Annotated in this window: 11 protein-coding genes; 9 read left to right on the top strand and 2 right to left on the bottom strand. The window is 69.9% G+C overall.

The features are described from left to right. Positions 1–92: 92 nt before the first annotated feature. Together ABD844_RS09500 and ABD844_RS09495 are read left to right on the top strand one after the other, a co-directional pair. Complete coding sequence (locus tag ABD844_RS09500) at positions 93–1,304, top strand: cytochrome P450 (protein ID WP_344875084.1); 1,212 nt, start codon at positions 93–95, stop codon at positions 1,302–1,304. Between the two features lie 146 nt (positions 1,305–1,450). After that, complete coding sequence (locus tag ABD844_RS09495; RefSeq protein ID WP_344875082.1) at positions 1,451–1,762, top strand: DUF4190 domain-containing protein; 312 nt, start codon at positions 1,451–1,453, stop codon at positions 1,760–1,762. Between the two features lie 24 nt (positions 1,763–1,786). Here the strand turns inward: ABD844_RS09495 and ABD844_RS09490 are convergent, their stop codons facing one another. Further along, a complete protein-coding gene (locus ABD844_RS09490; protein ID WP_344875080.1) occupies positions 1,787–1,963 on the bottom strand; it encodes a VOC family protein in 177 nt (58 codons plus the stop codon). Between the two features lie 15 nt (positions 1,964–1,978). Here ABD844_RS09490 and ABD844_RS09485 point away from each other — a divergent pair, with 15 nt between their 5' ends. From ABD844_RS09485 to ABD844_RS09465, 5 genes are all read left to right on the top strand, one after another. Then, positions 1,979–2,200 (top strand): hypothetical protein, encoded by a 222-nt coding sequence (locus ABD844_RS09485; protein ID WP_344875078.1) that lies wholly within the window; start codon positions 1,979–1,981, stop codon positions 2,198–2,200. Positions 2,201–2,519: 319 nt separating this feature from the next. Continuing rightward, positions 2,520–4,676 carry an RNA polymerase recycling motor ATPase HelR gene (helR, locus tag ABD844_RS09480; RefSeq protein WP_344875076.1) on the top strand — a complete coding sequence of 719 codons (2,157 nt, stop codon included), beginning with the start codon at positions 2,520–2,522 and terminating at the stop codon, positions 4,674–4,676. Positions 4,677–4,732: 56 nt separating this feature from the next. Then, positions 4,733–5,689: a hypothetical protein gene (locus tag ABD844_RS09475; RefSeq protein ID WP_344875074.1), complete on the top strand. Its 957-nt coding sequence runs from the start codon at positions 4,733–4,735 to the stop codon at positions 5,687–5,689. A gap of 106 nt (positions 5,690–5,795) precedes the next feature. Next, positions 5,796–6,449 carry a TetR family transcriptional regulator gene (locus tag ABD844_RS09470; RefSeq protein WP_344875072.1) on the top strand — a complete coding sequence of 218 codons (654 nt, stop codon included), beginning with the start codon at positions 5,796–5,798 and terminating at the stop codon, positions 6,447–6,449. A 65-nt stretch (positions 6,450–6,514) separates the two neighbouring features. Next, positions 6,515–7,381 (top strand): SDR family NAD(P)-dependent oxidoreductase, encoded by an 867-nt coding sequence (locus ABD844_RS09465; RefSeq protein WP_344875070.1) that lies wholly within the window; start codon positions 6,515–6,517, stop codon positions 7,379–7,381. A gap of 90 nt (positions 7,382–7,471) precedes the next feature. Here the strand turns inward: ABD844_RS09465 and ABD844_RS09460 are convergent, their stop codons facing one another. Then, positions 7,472–8,230 carry an ankyrin repeat domain-containing protein gene (locus ABD844_RS09460; RefSeq protein WP_344875068.1) on the bottom strand — a complete coding sequence of 253 codons (759 nt, stop codon included), beginning with the start codon at positions 8,228–8,230 and terminating at the stop codon, positions 7,472–7,474. Between the two features lie 103 nt (positions 8,231–8,333). On the opposite strand from ABD844_RS09460, the gene ABD844_RS09455 reads away from it, so the two are divergent. Both ABD844_RS09455 and ABD844_RS09450 read left to right on the top strand, forming a co-directional pair. Continuing rightward, positions 8,334–8,945 carry a MerR family transcriptional regulator gene (locus tag ABD844_RS09455; protein WP_344875066.1) on the top strand — a complete coding sequence of 204 codons (612 nt, stop codon included), beginning with the start codon at positions 8,334–8,336 and terminating at the stop codon, positions 8,943–8,945. A 482-nt stretch (positions 8,946–9,427) separates the two neighbouring features. Continuing rightward, entirely contained in the window at positions 9,428–16,816 is a 7,389-nt protein-coding gene (locus ABD844_RS09450) for a DNRLRE domain-containing protein (protein ID WP_344875064.1), read from the top strand. Positions 16,817–16,823 lie beyond the last annotated feature (7 nt).

The following is a 16,823-nucleotide window of genomic DNA, read 5'->3' as shown; positions in this document are numbered from 1 at the left end:
TAAGTCAACAAATATTTACATGTCTCGGCCGGGCCGGTTATCCTGCACCTGAAGATCGAGAAACTGGCCGACGTCGTTGAATGGGGACAACCGTGACCACTGACTCCGCCGGAAGGCTGCAAACCGCCCGCGGATGCCCGTTCTCGCCGCCCGAGCAGCACCTGCGGCTCCTGCGCGAGCAGCCGGTCGCCAAGGTCACGCTCCCCATGGGCACGAACGCGTGGGTGGCCGCCCGCCACGAGGACATCCGTACGATACTGAGCGACCCGCGCTTCACCGCCAATCGCCGCCACCCCAACTCGCCCCGGCTGTTCGACCGTCCGGAAAGCCCAGAGACCAAGTCGGCGCTGCCCAAGATGATGCTGGAGATGGACCCGCCCGAGCACGGCCCGGTCCGCCGTGCGGTGGTGGGGGAGTTCACGCTGCGGCGCATCGCGGCCCTGCGTCCGCGCATCCAGCAGATCGTGGACGAGCACATCGACGCCATGCTCGACGGCCCGCGCCCGGCCGACCTGGTACGCGACTTCGCCCTCCCGGTGCCGTCACTGGTGATCTGCGAGCTGCTCGGCGTCCCGTACGACGATCACGACTTCTTCCAGATCCACTCGGCGCAGTTGCTCAACCGCCGCGCCAGTGAGCAGGAGCGGCAGCACTCCATCCTCGAGCTGGCCGTCTACATCGACAAGCTGATCGCGGCCAAGGAGCTGGAGCCCACCGACGACCTGCTCGGCCGCCAGATCGCCAAGCAGCGCGAGAGCGGCCAGGAAGACCGTCCGTCGCTGATCAGCATGGCCTTCCTGCTGCTGATCGCCGGCCACGAGACCACCGCGAACATGATCTCGCTCGGCACCTACCTGCTGCTGGAACGGCACCCCGAGGCGGTGACCGCACTGCGCGACCAGCCCGACAAGATCGACAACCTGGTCGAGGAGCTGCTGCGGTACTTCACCATCGCCGAGTTCGCCATGGCCCGGGTGGCGCTGGAGGACGTGGAGCTGAGCGGCACCGTGATCCCCGCCGGGTCGGGCGTCCTCATGCTGGCCAACGCCGGCAACCGCGACCCCGAGGTGTTCGAGGACGGCGAGAGCTTCGACCTCGACCGCGGCTCCCGCAACCACCTGGCCTTCGGCTACGGGATCCACCAGTGCCTGGGGCAGAACCTCGCCCGGGTCGAGCTGGAGATCGTCTTCGCCACCCTGTTCCGGCGCATTCCCGACCTGCGGCTGGCCGTCCCCGCCGACCAGCTCACGTTCAAGGAAGAGGCCGCCGTGTACGGCATGCACGAGCTACCCGTCACCTGGTGACCCACACCGGGCTGACGAACGCTCGACCGCGGTACCGGCACCCCCGATCAGCGCCCTTGACCGGTAGGGGGGAATGGGGGATCGTGGCGAGTTGATGTTCGTCCAGGGACGGAGACGACATGCACCCTCCCCACAGGGGCGATCCCATGCCCCTGCAGCCGACGTCAGGCGCCGCCGTCGCCAGCCTCGTCTTCGGGCTTCTCGGACTCGTCGGTAGCTGGTGCATGTTCGGCGTCCCGTCCATCGCGGCCGTCGTCCTGGGCCATGTGGCCGCCCGGAGTACCAAACGCGGCCTGCGAGCCGGGCACGGCATGGCAGTGGCGGGACTCATCCTCGGCTACCTCGTCGTCGTTCCTGCGGTCATCGTCTCGGCGGTCGTCATCGGCTTCATGGGCCCTGAGTCGGCCGCGGATTCGATCAACGGGTTGATCGCCTTTTTCTTCAGCCTGGTCGGATGACCTCAGCGTCCCTTGACCGGTACGTCAGAGGCCGTCCGGGGTGGGGCGGTGGTGAACGTACTCCACGACCGTCCCGTCGGGGTGGCGGGCGTTGAACCCGGCCCCGGTGGGCACCTCCTGCAACGGGAAGATGATCTCCGCGCCCTCGGCCACGAGCCGGTCGTGGTGCGGCCGTACGTCGTCCACCAGCAGAGTGCCCACCGTGTCACGGAACGGGTGAGCACCACCAGGCAGGTGCTCGACGTGCTCTGCCGGGTGCTCGGCATGGACGACGCGGCGCATCGCCACATGCTCGCGCTGGCCGGGTTCCTGCCGTCCGCCCCGCTCGCCGCCCCCGCCGTGGTCGACGGGCCGACGCGGGCCCTGCTGGAAAGCTGGGCGCCAACACCGGCCACGTCCCCGACGACCCGCGGGCCACAGCCGTCGTCGCCCTGCTGAAGGAGGAGCGGCCCGACGTGGCGCTCTGGTGGGCGTGCCGACGCCCGGCCGGATCCTTCGCTGCGGTCGTCCGGCTGTGGCGGGTGAAAAGAGGAAAGGGAGGCTGCGCGCCTCCCTCCGTTCTCAACGTATAGCGCACCGGGGGGCTTGCGGCAAGACCCGGGGCATGCCGCAGAATCGTCGGCCGAGGCCAGAACCTGCGGAAACGGGGGAGACGAAGCGGTCAGGCGGGAAAGGCCGCCGGTGCCCGCGTGAAGCACGCGTGAAGACCCTTCCTGTGCGCGACGGCCGCGAGCGGCCTCAGATCGGAGCCAATGACATGAACCCCACCACCACCAGCGCGTTCGACCTGCCCGGTCATCTCGCCCCCAAGGCAGACCCGGCGCTGGTCGCGGGCGACGAGCGACATTTCGCGGCCATCGCGGAGAGCCTCGAACAGGCGATCGCTGAGCTGTCCGACCGCCTGGACGCCGAACGGAAGGCGCCAGGCGGCAAGGGCCGGCAGGCGATGGACCGGGACCTGGAGATCCACCGCCTGACCGCGCGCCTGCGCGCGCTGCGCCGCTTCGGCCTGGACCTGTGCCTCGGCCGCATGGTCGGCGCCGACGACCCCGAGCCCGTGTACGTCGGACGCCTCGGCCTCACCGACAGCGCGAGACGCCGGCTGCTGCTCGACTGGCGTTCCCCGGCCGCCGAACCGTTCTTCGGAGCCACCCACGGCAACCCGATGGGCCTGGCCAGCCGCCGCCGGTACCGCTGGACCCGCGGCCGCGTCAGCGACTATTGGGACGAGGTGTTCACCACGGACGGGTTCGAAGGGCACGCCGCGCTCGACGACCAGTCCGCCTTCATCGCCAGCCTGGGCGGCAGCCGCTCGTCCCGGATGCGCGACGTGCTCGGCACCCTCCAGGCCGACCAGGACGCCATCATCCGCGCGGGATCCCGCGGCGCTCTCGTCGTGGACGGCGGTCCGGGCACGGGGAAGACCGTGGTGGCCCTGCACCGTTCCGCCTACCTTCTGTACTCCGACCCTCGCCTCGGTCACCGCCGGGGCGGCGTGCTGTTCGTCGGGCCGCACCAGCCCTACCTGGCCTACGTGGCCGACGTCCTGCCCAGCCTCGGCGAGGAGGGCGTGCAGACGTGCACGCTGCGGGACCTCGTCCCCGAGGGAGCCACGGCGGCGATCGAGACGAACGCGGAGGTGGCCCGGCTGAAGGAGTCCGCGACCATGGTCAAGGCGATCGAGCCGGCCGTCCGGTTCTACGAGAACCCGCCCACCACGGGCATGACGATCACGACCCCCTGGTCCGACGTCTATCTGAGCGCCGACGACTGGGCCGAGGCGTTCGAGGCGGCAGAGCCCGGCACCCCGCACAACGAGGCCCGCGACCAGATCTGGGAGGCACTGCTCACGATCCTGGCCGACAAGCACGACAACGAGGACGTCTCGCCCGGCCTGCTCCGCAAATCACTCCTGCGGGACAGGGAACTGCTCACGACCTTCAACCGCGCGTGGCCGCTCATCGAGGCGGCCGACCTCGTCGGAGACCTCTGGACGGTGCCCGCCTACCTGCGGCTGTGCGCTCCCTGGCTCAGCCCCGACGAGATCCGTTTGCTCCAGCGCGCGGACGCCCACGCCTGGACGGTGTCCGACCTGCCGCTCCTGGACGCCGCCCGGCAGCGGCTCGGCGACCCGGAGACGGCACGACGCGAACGCCGCCACGCCGCCTCCCTCGCCGCCCAGCGCGAGAACATGACGCGGGTCGTCGACAATCTGATCGAGGCCGACGACGACGGCGAGGGCCTGGTGACGATGCTGCGCGGACAGGACGCCCAGAACTCCCTGGTCGACGCGAGCGCCCTGCCCACCGCCGACCCGGACCAGCTCGCCGGGCCGTTCGCGCACGTCGTGGTGGACGAGGCCCAGGAGCTGACCGACGCGCAGTGGCAGATGCTGCTGCTGCGCTGCCCGTCGCGGAGCTTCACCATCGTCGGGGACCGGGCCCAGGCCAGGCACGGGTTCACCGAGTCGTGGCGGGAACGGCTGGAACGGATCGGGCTCGACCGGATCACCCTGACGTCCCTGACCATCAACTACCGGACCCCGGAAGAGATCATGAAGGAGGCCGAGCCGGTCATCCGGGCCGTGCTTCCCGACGCCAACGTACCGACCTCCATCCGCGACAACAGCCTCCCCGTCGTCCATGGATCCACCTCGGAGCTGCGCCCGATCCTCGACGCCTGGCTCGCCGCGCACGCCGACGGGACCGCCTGCGTCATCGGCGATCCCGCCTTCGAGGCGACGTCCCGCGTCCGGTCGCTGACCCCGGAGCTGGCGAAGGGGCTCGAGTTCGACCTGGTGGTCCTCATCGACCCGGAGACGTTCGGCGGCGAAGGCGCCTTCGAGGGAGCGGTCGACCGGTACGTGGCGATGACCCGGGCGACCCGGCAACTCGTCATCCTCACCAGCCCCTGACCTCGACGGCTTCGCCGGAACTCCGGCGGCGGGAACGGCGACGTAGTCTGGCGTCCATGATCGAACGCGTGAGAGTCGCCGTCGTCGGAGTCGGCAACACCGTTTCCGCCCTGGTGCAGGGGATAGCTCTGCACCGGGCCACGGGGGACCTGGTCGGGGTCCGGCGGCCGGTGATCGACGGATTGGGCGTGGGGGACATCGACTTCGTGGCGGCGTTCGCCATCTCCCCGGAGCGGATCGGGAAGGACCTCACCGAGGCGATCTTCCTGCCGCCCAACAACTTTCCGCCGCTCACCGCCGAACTGCCGCCCTCGGGCGTCACGGTGAGCCGCGGCCTCACCGATGCGGCCGAGGTGGACCGCGTGGCCGGGGAACTCGCCGGGGCCGAGGTGGTGCTCTACGCGGCTCCCAGCGGCCGGCAGGAGACGGCGCGGGCGTATGCCGAGGCGGCGTTGCGGGCGGGAGCGGCGTTCATCAACATCACCTCGGACGGGGTGGCCCGCGACCCGCAGTGGCCTGATCGGTTCGCCGCGGCTGGGCTGCCCTTGCTGGGCGACGACCTGGCCAGCCAGTTCGGCACGTCGGTCGTGCATCACGCGCTGCTGCGGCTGCTGGAGGAACGCGGGCTCACCCTGACCAGTTCCTACCAGGTCAATCTGGGCGGAACCGAGGACTTCCGTAACCTGGTCGAGAACGGCAACACCAAACTGCAGTCCAAACTCAACGCCCTGGCCGTGGACGGCTCCGCGGCGGACCGGGTGCAGGTGGCCCCGTTCGGTTACCTGCCACACCTGGGGTCGCACAAGGTGGCGCACATCAACATCGAGGCGCAGTCCTGGGGCGGTGCCTCGGTGAGCCTGGACGTGAAGTTGAAGGTGCACGATCCGAGCGGTGGCGCCGGGGGGAGCATCGATCTGATCCGTCTGGCGGCGGGTGCGTTGCGGCAGGGGCACGGCGGCTGTCTCGCCGAGGCTGCGCCGCTGCTCAAGTCCCCTCCCGGGACTCCCGTCTAGCTCAGAGCGGGTGCTGCAACGCTTCGGCCCGCCGGGAGGTCGGGACGGGTCGAGGGTGCCGACCGACCGAGGAGTTGCGAAACGGTGTTGCGATAATATGCGCGACATGAGCAACTCCTCGTTCCAGCGTGCACGGAGTCCTGAGGCCAAACAGCAGCGCCAGGAGGCGATCCTGGACGCCGCCCGCGCCCTGGCTACCGCTCGCACCGTACGGGAGGTCACGCTCAGCGACATCGCGGAGGCGGTGGGCATGCACAAGTCCGCCATGCTCCGATATTTCGAGACCCGCGAGCAGATCTACCTGATCCTCACCGCCGAGGGATGGCGCGAGTGGTCCGCGCACGTCTGCGAGCGACTGGGAGCGATCGAGGGCCCGGCCGCGCCCTCGGTGGCGGAGACCTTGGCGGAGACGCTCGTCTCCCGCCCGCTGTTCTGCGACCTGCTCGCCCAGGCACCCCTCAACCTGGAGCGCAACGTGTCGCTCGACGCCGTCCGGGACTTCAAGCTCGTGGCCCTCGCCGCGCACCACAGCGTCGCGCTGAAGATCCAGGACGTGCTCGGAGTGGGCGCCCCGCCCGCCCGCGAGATCGCCTCGGTGGCGACCAGCATGGCGGGCGCCCTCTGGCAGATGGCGGCGCCCGGCACCGCGCTGCGCGAACTGTACAGAAGCGACCCCGTCCTGTCGCACGCGATCGTGGAGGTGCGGCCACGACTGACGGGCATCCTGACGGCCCTGATCACGGGCTTCGAGAACGCCTGAGCCCTCGGCGGCGGATCTAGCACAACAAGGTTGCGTAAATAACGCAACGCTGTTTTACTGCCATCATGGCAGTTCAGACGTGGCTCATCACCGGTTCCTCGCGCGGCTTCGGCCGCGCTCTCACCCTCGCCGCGCTCGAAGCTGGCGACCAGGTCGTCGCGACCGCGCGCAAGCCAGGGCAACTGGCGGACCTCGCCGAGCAGTACGGCGACCGGATCCTCCCCGTCGCCCTCGACGTGACCAGCGCCGAGCAGACGAGGGCGGCCTTCGAGGCGGCCGTCGAGAGGTACGGCCGGGTCGACGTGGTCGTCAACAACGCCGGATATGCGAACATCGCCCCGATCGAGACCGCCCCCGAGGACGACTTCCGCCGTCAGTTCGAGACGAACTTCTGGGGCGTCTACAACGTCTCCAAGGCGGCCCTGCCCGTGCTGAAGAGGCAGGGCACGGGGACGATCGTGCAGTTCTCCTCGATCGGCGGTCGTGTGGGGTGCACCCCTGGCCTGGGCTCGTACCAGGCGGCCAAGTTCGCGGTCGACGGGCTCACCCGGGTGCTCGCGGCCGAGACCGCGCCGTTCGGCATCCGCTGCCTGGTGGTCGAGCCCGGCGGGTTCGCCACCGACTGGGCCGGGGCGTCGATGGACATCCAGGGCATCCCCGAGGAGTACGAAGCCACGGTGGGGGCCGTCGCGGGCATCATGGGCACCGAGTTCACCGCCGCCGGTGACCCGAAGCGGGCCGGGGAGAACCTCGTACGCGTGGTCAAGCGCGAGCACCTGCCCACGCATCTGGTCCTCGGGGGTGGGGCCGCGCGGATGGCCATCGACTACTCGCTCGGGCAGATCGCCGAGGCCAGCAGGTGGCTGACGGTCAGCAGTTCCCTCGACTTCGGCCAGCCGTACCCGGTCGAGCCGCCCGCCGACACGGCCTGACGGCTCAAGGGCCGCCGCGCCCACCTCGCCGTCGACGGCGGATTCCTGGCCCAGCCCGGCCGAGCCCCGCCCTGCAGAAAGCCTCCGGCCCTACGGACGCGTCCTGGCCTCCAGCAGGCGGACGATCTCGGCGTGCCCGATGCCCAGCCACGTCTCCGAACGCAGGTCGCCCGCCGCCTCCCACACCTCGGCCACGACCTGGACCTCGCCTCCTTCGGACTGCTCGCGCCGCACCGTGACCCGTCTCCCCGTCGGAGCGCGCTCCCCGGCCAACGCGAGCACCTCCGCCTCGGGGTCGCGGCCCGCGTGCCGCCGGGCGTGGTCGAGGGGAGTGTGGCCGAGGTTGTCAGTCGGCGCGGGGTCGGCCCCGTGGTCGAGCAGCGCCCTGACCACCGCCGCCGAACCGTGCCCGGCGGCACGGGCGAGCGCGGTCCCGCCGGCGGAGTCGCGTACGTCGGGGTCGGCGCCCCGCGCGAGCAGCGTGCTCACGGTGGTGAGGTGGGCGTTCGAGGCCGCCCAGTGCAGGGGCGCCATGGCGCTGCGGCCGACGTCTTCCCGCCGGTCGGGATCGGCGCCGGCGTCGAGCAGCACGGTCACGGCGTCGAGGTGCCCCCAGCAGGCCGCCCCGCACAGCGGCAGCCCTTCGACGTCGCCCCCGCTCTCCCGGTTGGGGTCGGCCCCGGCCTCCAGCAGCATTCGTACGATGTCCGCCTCTCCCTGAACGGCCGCCCGGTAGAGCGCGGTGGTGCCGTCCTCATCGGGCGCATCGGGGGACAGGCCGCCGGCCAGCAGCCGCCTGACCTGCTCAGTATCCCCGGACGCCGCCTCCACCAGATCTTCTCCCGTCATCGCCCCAGTCTGTACGACGACCGGAGCCAAGATCCACCGGTTTTCCCACGGAAGGCGGCCACGGCTTGACCTTCGAGTCGACTCGAAGGTCTACCGTCACTGCATGAGCACGATGCGGATCTCCCAGCTCGCGGCCCTCACCGGCATCCCCGCCACCACCCTGCGCTTTTACGAGGACGCCGGGCTGCTGTCCGCCGAACGGACCCCGGCCGGCTACCGCCTGTACGGTCCCGAGGCGGTGGATCGGCTGGCGTTCATCGGCTCGGCCAAGCATCTGGGGCTGTCGTTGGAAGAGATCGCCGGGCTGCTCGCGGTGTGGGAGGCCGGATCGTGCGCCCAGGTCAAGGCGGACCTGCGGCCCCGCGTTCAGGAGCGCCTGGCCGACGCTCAGGTCCGCGCGGGGGAGTTGGCCGCGTTCACCGGTTTCCTGAGCACCGCGCTGGCGCACCTGGATGCCCTGCCCGATCGCGACGCCTGGTGTGACCCGCAGTGCGCCTTCCTCGCTCCGCCGGGTGTCGACGATGCCTCACGCCCGGCGAACGTGCCGCTGCCGTCCCCTCTCCGCCTCGAACCGGGCGGCGAGCGGTGGCGTACCGCGCCGGTGGCCTGCTCACTGACCGGGGACGGGCTCCACGAACGCCTCACCCGGTGGCGGACGCTCCTCCACGGGGCCGAGCGGGCGCAGCCGTTCATGCGCGGAATTCCGGCGTCGTGAGCAGGCGGGCGAATGCGTTGGGCGGGCAGCGTGACCCCGTCCGCCCGTCTGCAAGAATCCCGGGAAAATGCGGGAGAAGATCTTCGACGCACATATCCATTCAGGCCGCTGATCATCGGCGCCGCGACTACCAGCCCTAATGACGGAGGGGGTCTTGCCGGTTGCAAAAAATGATCTTTACGTGCACTTTATAGGCTGCCAAGATCGCCTCGTTCTGTTGCTTTGTGCCTGAAAGGGTGCATGTGAACTCCAATCGATCGGCGTCTGGTTTAGCAGCCGCAACACGTCGTGGAGGCTCGCTCCTGGCGACCTTCGCAATCTCAGCCTCGATCCTGGCGGCACCGGCCGTCGCCGAACCCACTCCGCCTCCTGACCCGGCTTCCGCCACCGCGCCGGTTGAGCCGGGCTTCGTCGATCTGGCCAAGGTCGAAGCCAAGCGGACGGGTAAGGAGGTGGAAATTCCGAGCCTTCATACCGAGAACATGACCACCGTCGCCATGCCCGGCGGCAAAACGGTCAAGACGTATGTGTCGAGCACTGTCGTCCGGGTCCGGCGCGATGGCGAATGGCACAGGGTCGACCCGACGCTGGTCGTGGAGAACGGGGTCGTCAAACCCCGGATGACCAAGCTGGACATCAAGCTGTCCAACGGCGGCGGCAGCGCCCCTCTGCTGGCCGCGAAGGGCGACTTCCTCGGTCTCGAGGAGGGCCGGCCCGGCGAGATCAGGGTCGCCGCGCCCGGCAAGTTGCCCGTGCCCGAGCTGTCCGGCCAGAGCGCGACCTACCGGTCCGCCTACGGCCGCAACATCGACCTGGTCGTCACCGTGACCCCGACGGGCTACCAGCAGCAGATCGTGATCCGCGAGCGTCCTGCCGGACGGCTCAAGCTGCCCGTGCGGATCGACCCGCCCTCCGGGATGAGCCTGGGCAAGTCCGCCGGCGGAAAGCCGGCGGCGCTCGCGGGCGGCAAGGAGGTCGCCGACCTGTCGGTGCTTCCTGTCCTGGACGCCAAGGAGATCGCCACGCCTGGCAGCGGCAAGGCGGGCACCGCGACCGCGACCCTCTCGGGAAGCGGTGACGACGCCGCGCTCGTCCTCGCTCCGGATGCCGCGTTCCTGGCCGACCCGGCGGTGACCTACCCGGTGACGGTGGCCGCGGCCAACCCGACGCCGTGGCACGGGGCCGGCGCTCCCGCCGACACGTTCATCGCCAACGGCGGCAGCTACGTCAACGGCAGCTACTCGGCCAACAGCAACGCGATCTTCGCCGGGCGCCGGGACGGCTACAACTATCGTTCCTACCTGAAGTTCGACCTCACGAACGCGCCGTTCTTCGGCCAGCAGATCATCGACGCGAACATCACGCTGTGGAACTACATCTCCAGCGCCTGCGGCCATGTCGGTGACATCTCCATGCACCGCGTCGCCTCCAACTGGACCCCCACCACGATCAAGTGGTCCGAGCAGCCGCTCGCCGTGGCCGACGGCTACGTGGTCAACCCCTATGGCAAGGATGCGAACTGCTCCGACTGGATGGCCGAGGGCGAGCTGTGGTACTCCATCGAGGAGATCGCGCAGGCCTGGGCGGACGGAACGGCCAACCACGGCCTGATGGTCCGCGCGGTGGCCGAGTCGGGCGGGAACAACTGGCGCCAGTACCTGTCGGGCAACTACCCGGAGACCGCTCCGGACGGCAGCCACCACCCCTACTTCTTCCTCGAGTACGAGGCACCCGCTCCGCCCAAGGTCGACGGCTTCACCTGGATGTCGCCAGACCCGATCACGAGCCTTCCGACGTTCGAGGAGGCCCGCGCCCGGTCGATCTACGAGCCGGCGGGCGGCGAGCGGACCGCGATCAACAACGCGTTCGCCGGTCAGATCGCCGGTCAGCGCGACGGAGAGCCCTACGAGGTCGTGACGGACGAACTCGACCGCAGCCCCGGGGGCAACGACGGCGAGGACGGAACCGGCGAGGACACGCTCGGGCCGCGCGTGGTCGGCGTCGAGCCCGCGAACGGCGCCACCGACGTCCCCTTGGACACGAAGCTGAAGGTCACCTTCTCCGAACCGGTCACCGAGGCCGCCGTGGCGCTCAAGGACGCCGGCGGCGTGGAGGTGCCGACGACGGCGACGTACGACAGCAGCGGGACGGTGGTGACATTCACGCCGGAGCGCGCGCTGACCGCGGGGACCACGTACACGGTGGTGCTCTCGGACGCGGCCGACGATTGGGAGAACAGGATGACCACCTACACGTGGTCCTTCAGCACCCCCAAGCAGGCCGCGGGTCACTGGAAGTTCGATGAGGGCTCCGGTGACACGGCGGGCGATTCGTCGGGCCAAGGCCACGATGCGAAGCTGAACGAGACGGCGTCGTGGACCCCGGGTAGGAGCGGTACCGGGCTGACCAACACCCCGGCGGGCACGCCGACACCGGCCGGACCCGCGCCATCCGCCCGGTCGAACGCGGTGGCGGCCGCCCCCACGGTCGCCGGTTTCGGCCTCACTCCCGCGCAGACGATCAACGGCGGCATCGTGACGTCGTCGTTGACGCCGACGCTCAAGGCGACGGCGACCGACGCCGCATCGGGCGCATCGACGGTCGAGTTCCGCGTGCTCAAGTACGCCGACGACAGCCTCGTGTGGTCGGGTTCGCTGGCCAATGTGCCCTCCGGTACGGAGGCGTCGATCGCGGTGCCGGCGGGCAGGCTGGCTGACGGCATCAGGTACGAGTGGCAGGTGCGTGCGACGTCCGCGGGTGGCGCTTCGGCCTGGTCGTCGTACCAGTTCTTCACGGTGGACGTGCCCGAGGCCGTGGTGGACCAGTTCCAGGTCACCCCTTCGTCGGGGCCCGCCGGTGACATCAGGAGCTCCTCGCTGACCCCGACGCTGAAAGCCAGGGTGACCGATCCACTCGGCGGTCCTGCCACGGTCGACGTCCAGGTGGCCCGCTACTCCGACGACGTGGTGGTGTGGTCGACCACCTTGTCCGGCGTGGCTTCCGGCTCGCCGGCCTCCGTGACGGTCCCGGCCGGAAAACTGCTCGACCTCACGAGATACGAGTGGCGGGTCAAAGCCACCACGCCGGGCTCCACCCCCGCCTGGACGCCCTACCAGTTCTTCACCGTGGACGCCGCCCCCGTGGTGGACCAGCTCCAGGTGAGCCCGTCGGCGGGGACCGGCTCCACGATCACTACTTCCACGCTCACGCCGACGCTCCTGGCCAGGGTCGTCGACAAGCTGGGCGGCACGGCCACGGTCGACTTCCAGGTGGCCCGCTACTCCGACGACGTCGTTGTCTGGTCGGGTTCGGTGGCGAACGTCGCCTCCGGTACGCAGGCGTCGATCGCGGTCCCCGCGGCCAAGCTGCTCGACGGCACCAGGTACGAGTGGCGGGTCAAGGCCACGGCCGGCGGCGCCACCTCGGCGTGGACGCCGTACCAGTTCTTCACGGTGGACGTGCCCGAGGCGGTGGTGGACCAGTTCCAGATCACCCCCTCGTCGATCTCCGGCACCGAGATCTTCACCACTTCGCTGACCCCGACCTTGCGTGCGCGGGTGACCGATCCGCTGGGCGGTCCCGCGACGGTCGACGTCCAGGTCGCCGACTGGGCCACCGACACCGTGCGGTGGTCGGGTTCGCTGCCCAACGTCGCATCGGGCGGCACCGCCACGACCGTGGTGCCGAGCGGCATCCTGACCGACGGCATCAAGTACGAGTGGCGGGTCAAGGCCACCACGCCGGGCTCCACCCCGGCCTGGTCGGCCTGGCAGGTCTTCACCGTGAACGTGCCCGAGGCGGTGGTGGACCAGTTCCAGATCACGCCGTCGGAGAACGTGGGCACGAGCACGGTGACACCGTCGCTGACCCCGACCCTGCTGGCCCGCGTCACGGACCCGCTCGGCGGTACGGCCACGGTCGACTTCCAGGTCGCCGACTGGGCCACCGACACGGTGTTCTGGTCGACGACCGTGACGGGCGTCGCCTCCGGTTCACAGGCGTCGGCAGCCGTTCCGGCCGGGAAGTTGTCCGACAAGATCGACTACGAGTTCCGGGTCAGGGCCAGCACGCCGGGCTCCACGCCGACCTGGTCGGCCTGGCACCGGTTCCGGACCGACATCTTCGACCCGGCCACCGACCCGGCGGTCAGCCGGCTCCAGGTCGTTCCTTCGCAGACCCAGGACGGGGCCACGGTCGCCACGTCGGTCACCCCTGAACTGCGCGCGCTCGTGTCCCACCCGCAGGGCACCGCCTCGCGAGTGGAGGTCGAGCTGGAGCACGACCCGGCCGCGCCGCAGGGGCAGGGCAGTGGCCAGATCTGGGCCACGGCACTGGACAACGTGGCATCCGGTACGGCAGTCGCGGTGCCCGTCCCGGAAGGCAGACTGACCGACGGCTGGCTCGTACGCTGGCGGCTGCGCTCGCTGGTGGGCGCCGCCTCCTCCACCTGGTCGGCCTGGCAGCAGGTGAAGGTGGCCGTGCCCAAGCCCGGGGTGGGCCAGTTCCAGGTCACCCCGTCGCAGGTGGTCGACGGCAAGAACGTCACCACCGTGCTCACACCGTCGCTGCACGCGCAGGTCACCTACGCGCCCGGCGGTGACCTGCGGGCCGAGTTCGAGATCGAACACGACCCCGCTGCGCAGGAAGGCCAGGGCAGCGGGCAGATCTGGGCCGGCGCCGCCGACGGCGTCCCGGTCGGGACACCGGCCTCGGTGACCGTCCCGGCAGGCGAGCTGACCGACGGCTGGGCCGTGCGCTGGCGCGTGCGCGCCACCACGGGCACGCTCGCCTCGGCGTGGTCGGACTGGCAGCAGTTGCTGGTGGACCAGCCGGACTCGGCGCCCGCCGTACAGGAGTTGCAGGTCACTCCGTCGCAGCAGGTGGACGGCAGGACCGTCACCTCCACGGCGACCCCGCAGTTGCGCGCCACCGTGCTCGACCCTCGCGGCGAGGCGCTCACCGCGGAGTTCGAGATCGAGCACGATCCGGCCGCTCCCGAGGGGCAGGGCAGTGGCCAGATCTGGGCCGGGAACGTGGCCGGTGTCGAGGCCGGCGCCCAGGCGGTGCTCGCCGTACCCGCCGGGAAGCTGACCGACGGCTGGGTGGTGCGCTGGCGTGCCAGGGCCACCTCGGCGACCGTGTCCTCGGCGTGGTCGGAGTGGCGGCAGCTCACCATCGAGATTCCCAAGCCTGGGGTGGACCAGCTTCAGGTCACCCCGTCGGAGCAGGTCGACGGCAAGACGGTGACCCCGGTGCTGACGCCGGCGATGCAGGCGCGGGTCACCTACGGTCCCGGCGGTGACCTGCGGGCCGAGTTCGAGATCGAGCACGATCCCTCGGCTCCGGAGGGCCAGGGGAGCGGGCAGATCTGGACGACCTCGGTCGAGGGGACCGCGGGCACCCGGGTCACGGCAGTCGTGCCGACCGGGCGGCTGACCGACGGCTGGACGGTACGCTGGCGCGTCCGCTCCCACCTCAGCGAGCTGGCCTCGCCCTGGTCGGGCTGGCAGCAACTGGTCGTGGACCGGCCGGACTCCGCGCCCGCGGTGAACGATCTCGAGGTCACGCCGTCCAAGAAGATCGACGACCGGACCGTCACCCGCGTCGAGACGCCGACACTTGCCGCGAAGGTCACCGATCCCCGTGGCGACGCGCTCACGGCGGAGTTCGAGATCGAGCACGATCCGGGCGCTCCCGAGGGGCAGGGCAGCGGGCAGATCTGGGCCGGGAACGTGGCCGGTGTCGAGGCCGGGGCCCGGGCCGCGCTCGCCGTACCCGCCGGAAAGCTGACCGACGGCTGGCTGGTGCGCTGGCGCGCTCGCGCGGTGTCGCCCAGCGTGGCATCGGCGTGGTCGGACTGGCAGGTGCTCAAGGTCGACGTCATCCACCCGGGTGAGGAGCCGCTCGCGCAGACCACCCGCTCGGTGATCCGCACGGACGAGAGCTTCACGGTGACCGCCTGGCTGCGGTGGAGCGACGCCAACGGCGACTACGACGTCGTCGCGCAGAAGGGCGACCATCAGGCGCCCTTCCGGCTCGGCAACGACCCCGAACACGGGCTGGTGTTCACCTTCACAAGTGCCGACACCGCCGGCGCGACGGTCGAGGGCGCGCTCTCGGGCACGCGGGCGCCGGTCAACGAGTGGTTCCACCTGGCGGGTGTGTACGACGCGGCGGCCAAGACCGCCTCGCTGTACCTCAACGGCGTGCTCATCAAGAGCGCGCCGGTGAGCTTCACCACCTGGAACGCCGCCACGGCCATGGCACTCGGCAGCCGGATGAAGGGCGACCTGGACGAGGTCCAGGTCTTCCAGCGGACTCTGGACACCACCCAGATCCTCGCCCTGCTGGCGAGCTCGGCCGCCGCCCAGCCTTCCCAGGGCAGGGCGTCCGCCACGCCGGGCGCCGCCGGGGCACCGGCCATGGCCGGCAACTTCGACTACAAGCACCCGTCGTTGGAGACCTGCTACGCCACCGAGAGGGCGCCGAGGTTCACCGACGCCTATTCGCGGATGCAGGAGCGCCCGCATTCGGCCTGCTGGACAAGCTGGATCGGGCACGGCGGATGGGAGGAGGTCGACGAGAACGGCGTCAAGCGGCGCAAGAACCGGACCGCCTGGTGGGTCAGGCTGTTCCCCGGGCCGCTGCGGATCCCGGCGTATCTGCTGGACAAGGTGACCGACGACGACGTGTTCACCTTCCGCGTGACGTGGGTGGCGCACACCTACATCGGCAACCACACCGGAACGGCCGTCTACAAGGGCAGCGAAGCCGGGCTGAAGCCGCAGAACATCAAGTTCTTCGTGAAGCTGACGGACTTCGGCATCTGGAACAGAGGTGTCAGGCGTACCGAGCTGGATGACGATCTGAACGACGTCCAGATCGAGTTCGACCTTGACACGCAGGGCTGCGCGGTCCAGGCGGGCAGCCCCAATCCCACCCAGCTCAAGACGATCTCCGGCTGGCGCTCGACGCCGTACCTCGCGTACCTGATCAACACGGCCAAGCCCGCGTCACACGACAGGGAGGTCTGCTCGATCCTGCCCGCCATCACCAAGTACGAGAGCAAGCGGGGCCGGCTTCCCTTATGGGACCAGGAAGTCCTCAGCGAAGCAGGCAAACGGCAGGGCGTTGTGCGGTGGGGACAGGGCGTTCCGAGCAACCCCCTGTGGTCTCCCAGTTTCCGCTGCGACTGGAGAGAGCTCGGGAACTTCGGTGAGGAGACGGCGAACACCGGCGGGTGCATCTACATCAGAGCCGACCGGGTGTTCACGATGTCCAAGAGCAGGGACGACGAATTCCTCGACGTCATCAATCACATCGAGAAGGCCATGAACCCGGCGACGAACGCCCTCACCTATCCGCCCTACCGCCCTGGGGACACGACCGATGGGCGAACAAAGAGCCGCCCGCCGGTCAAGGGGCCGCTGGGCAACGAACTGCCGAAGGTCATCGGGGGCAACTACGCCGCCGCCCCGACCACAGCGCAGGGACAACCCCTGTGGAGAGCCGCCAAGGGCGTCTACGCCAAGAACAGGAGGGTGTTCTCCGGGACTCCCTTCGCGGTGCCCGAGGACAACTGGGAGTTGCCCTACGGAGGGACCTATTGCAGGTACTACACCAAGGAGGTGTACCAGCAATGGGGCTATCGGAACGTGCAGTGCGACGAATACCCCTTCGCGTCGACCGAGCAGGGAGCGCTGAAGGACAAGATTCACTATTCGATTCAAGGGGTCAGGAAAGATCACAACGAAGATCATGGAGATGCGCTGAAGGCGTTCTACGGCCACTATCGCCTTCTCGACTACGATCCTGAGAACACCATCACCAAGGTCAGCGACAGCCCGTTCTGGGTGAAGATCGTCAAATAACCGGCCA

Origin of the sequence: Nonomuraea antimicrobica (genome assembly GCF_039536965.1) — a bacterium.
Lineage (GTDB): Bacteria > Actinomycetota > Actinomycetes > Streptosporangiales > Streptosporangiaceae > Nonomuraea > Nonomuraea antimicrobica.
The sequence above is the reverse complement of the archived record's forward strand: the minus strand, read 5'-3'. Positions and strand labels throughout refer to the sequence as shown.

Excerpts from the sequence above, each read along its gene's own strand:
- helR (WP_344875076.1), top strand. The coding sequence starts at position 2,520 with ATGAACCCCACCACCACCAGCGCGTTCGACCTGCCCGGTCATCTCGCC.
- ABD844_RS09460 (WP_344875068.1), bottom strand. The coding sequence starts at position 8,230 with ATGACGGGAGAAGATCTGGTGGAGGCGGCGTCCGGGGATACTGAGCAG.
- ABD844_RS09470 (WP_344875072.1), top strand. The coding sequence starts at position 5,796 with ATGAGCAACTCCTCGTTCCAGCGTGCACGGAGTCCTGAGGCCAAACAG.
- ABD844_RS09450 (WP_344875064.1), top strand. The coding sequence starts at position 9,428 with ATGACCACCGTCGCCATGCCCGGCGGCAAAACGGTCAAGACGTATGTG.
- ABD844_RS09475 (WP_344875074.1), top strand. The coding sequence starts at position 4,733 with ATGATCGAACGCGTGAGAGTCGCCGTCGTCGGAGTCGGCAACACCGTT.
- ABD844_RS09455 (WP_344875066.1), top strand. The coding sequence starts at position 8,334 with ATGAGCACGATGCGGATCTCCCAGCTCGCGGCCCTCACCGGCATCCCC.
- ABD844_RS09465 (WP_344875070.1), top strand. The coding sequence starts at position 6,515 with ATGGCAGTTCAGACGTGGCTCATCACCGGTTCCTCGCGCGGCTTCGGC.
- ABD844_RS09495 (WP_344875082.1), top strand. The coding sequence starts at position 1,451 with ATGCCCCTGCAGCCGACGTCAGGCGCCGCCGTCGCCAGCCTCGTCTTC.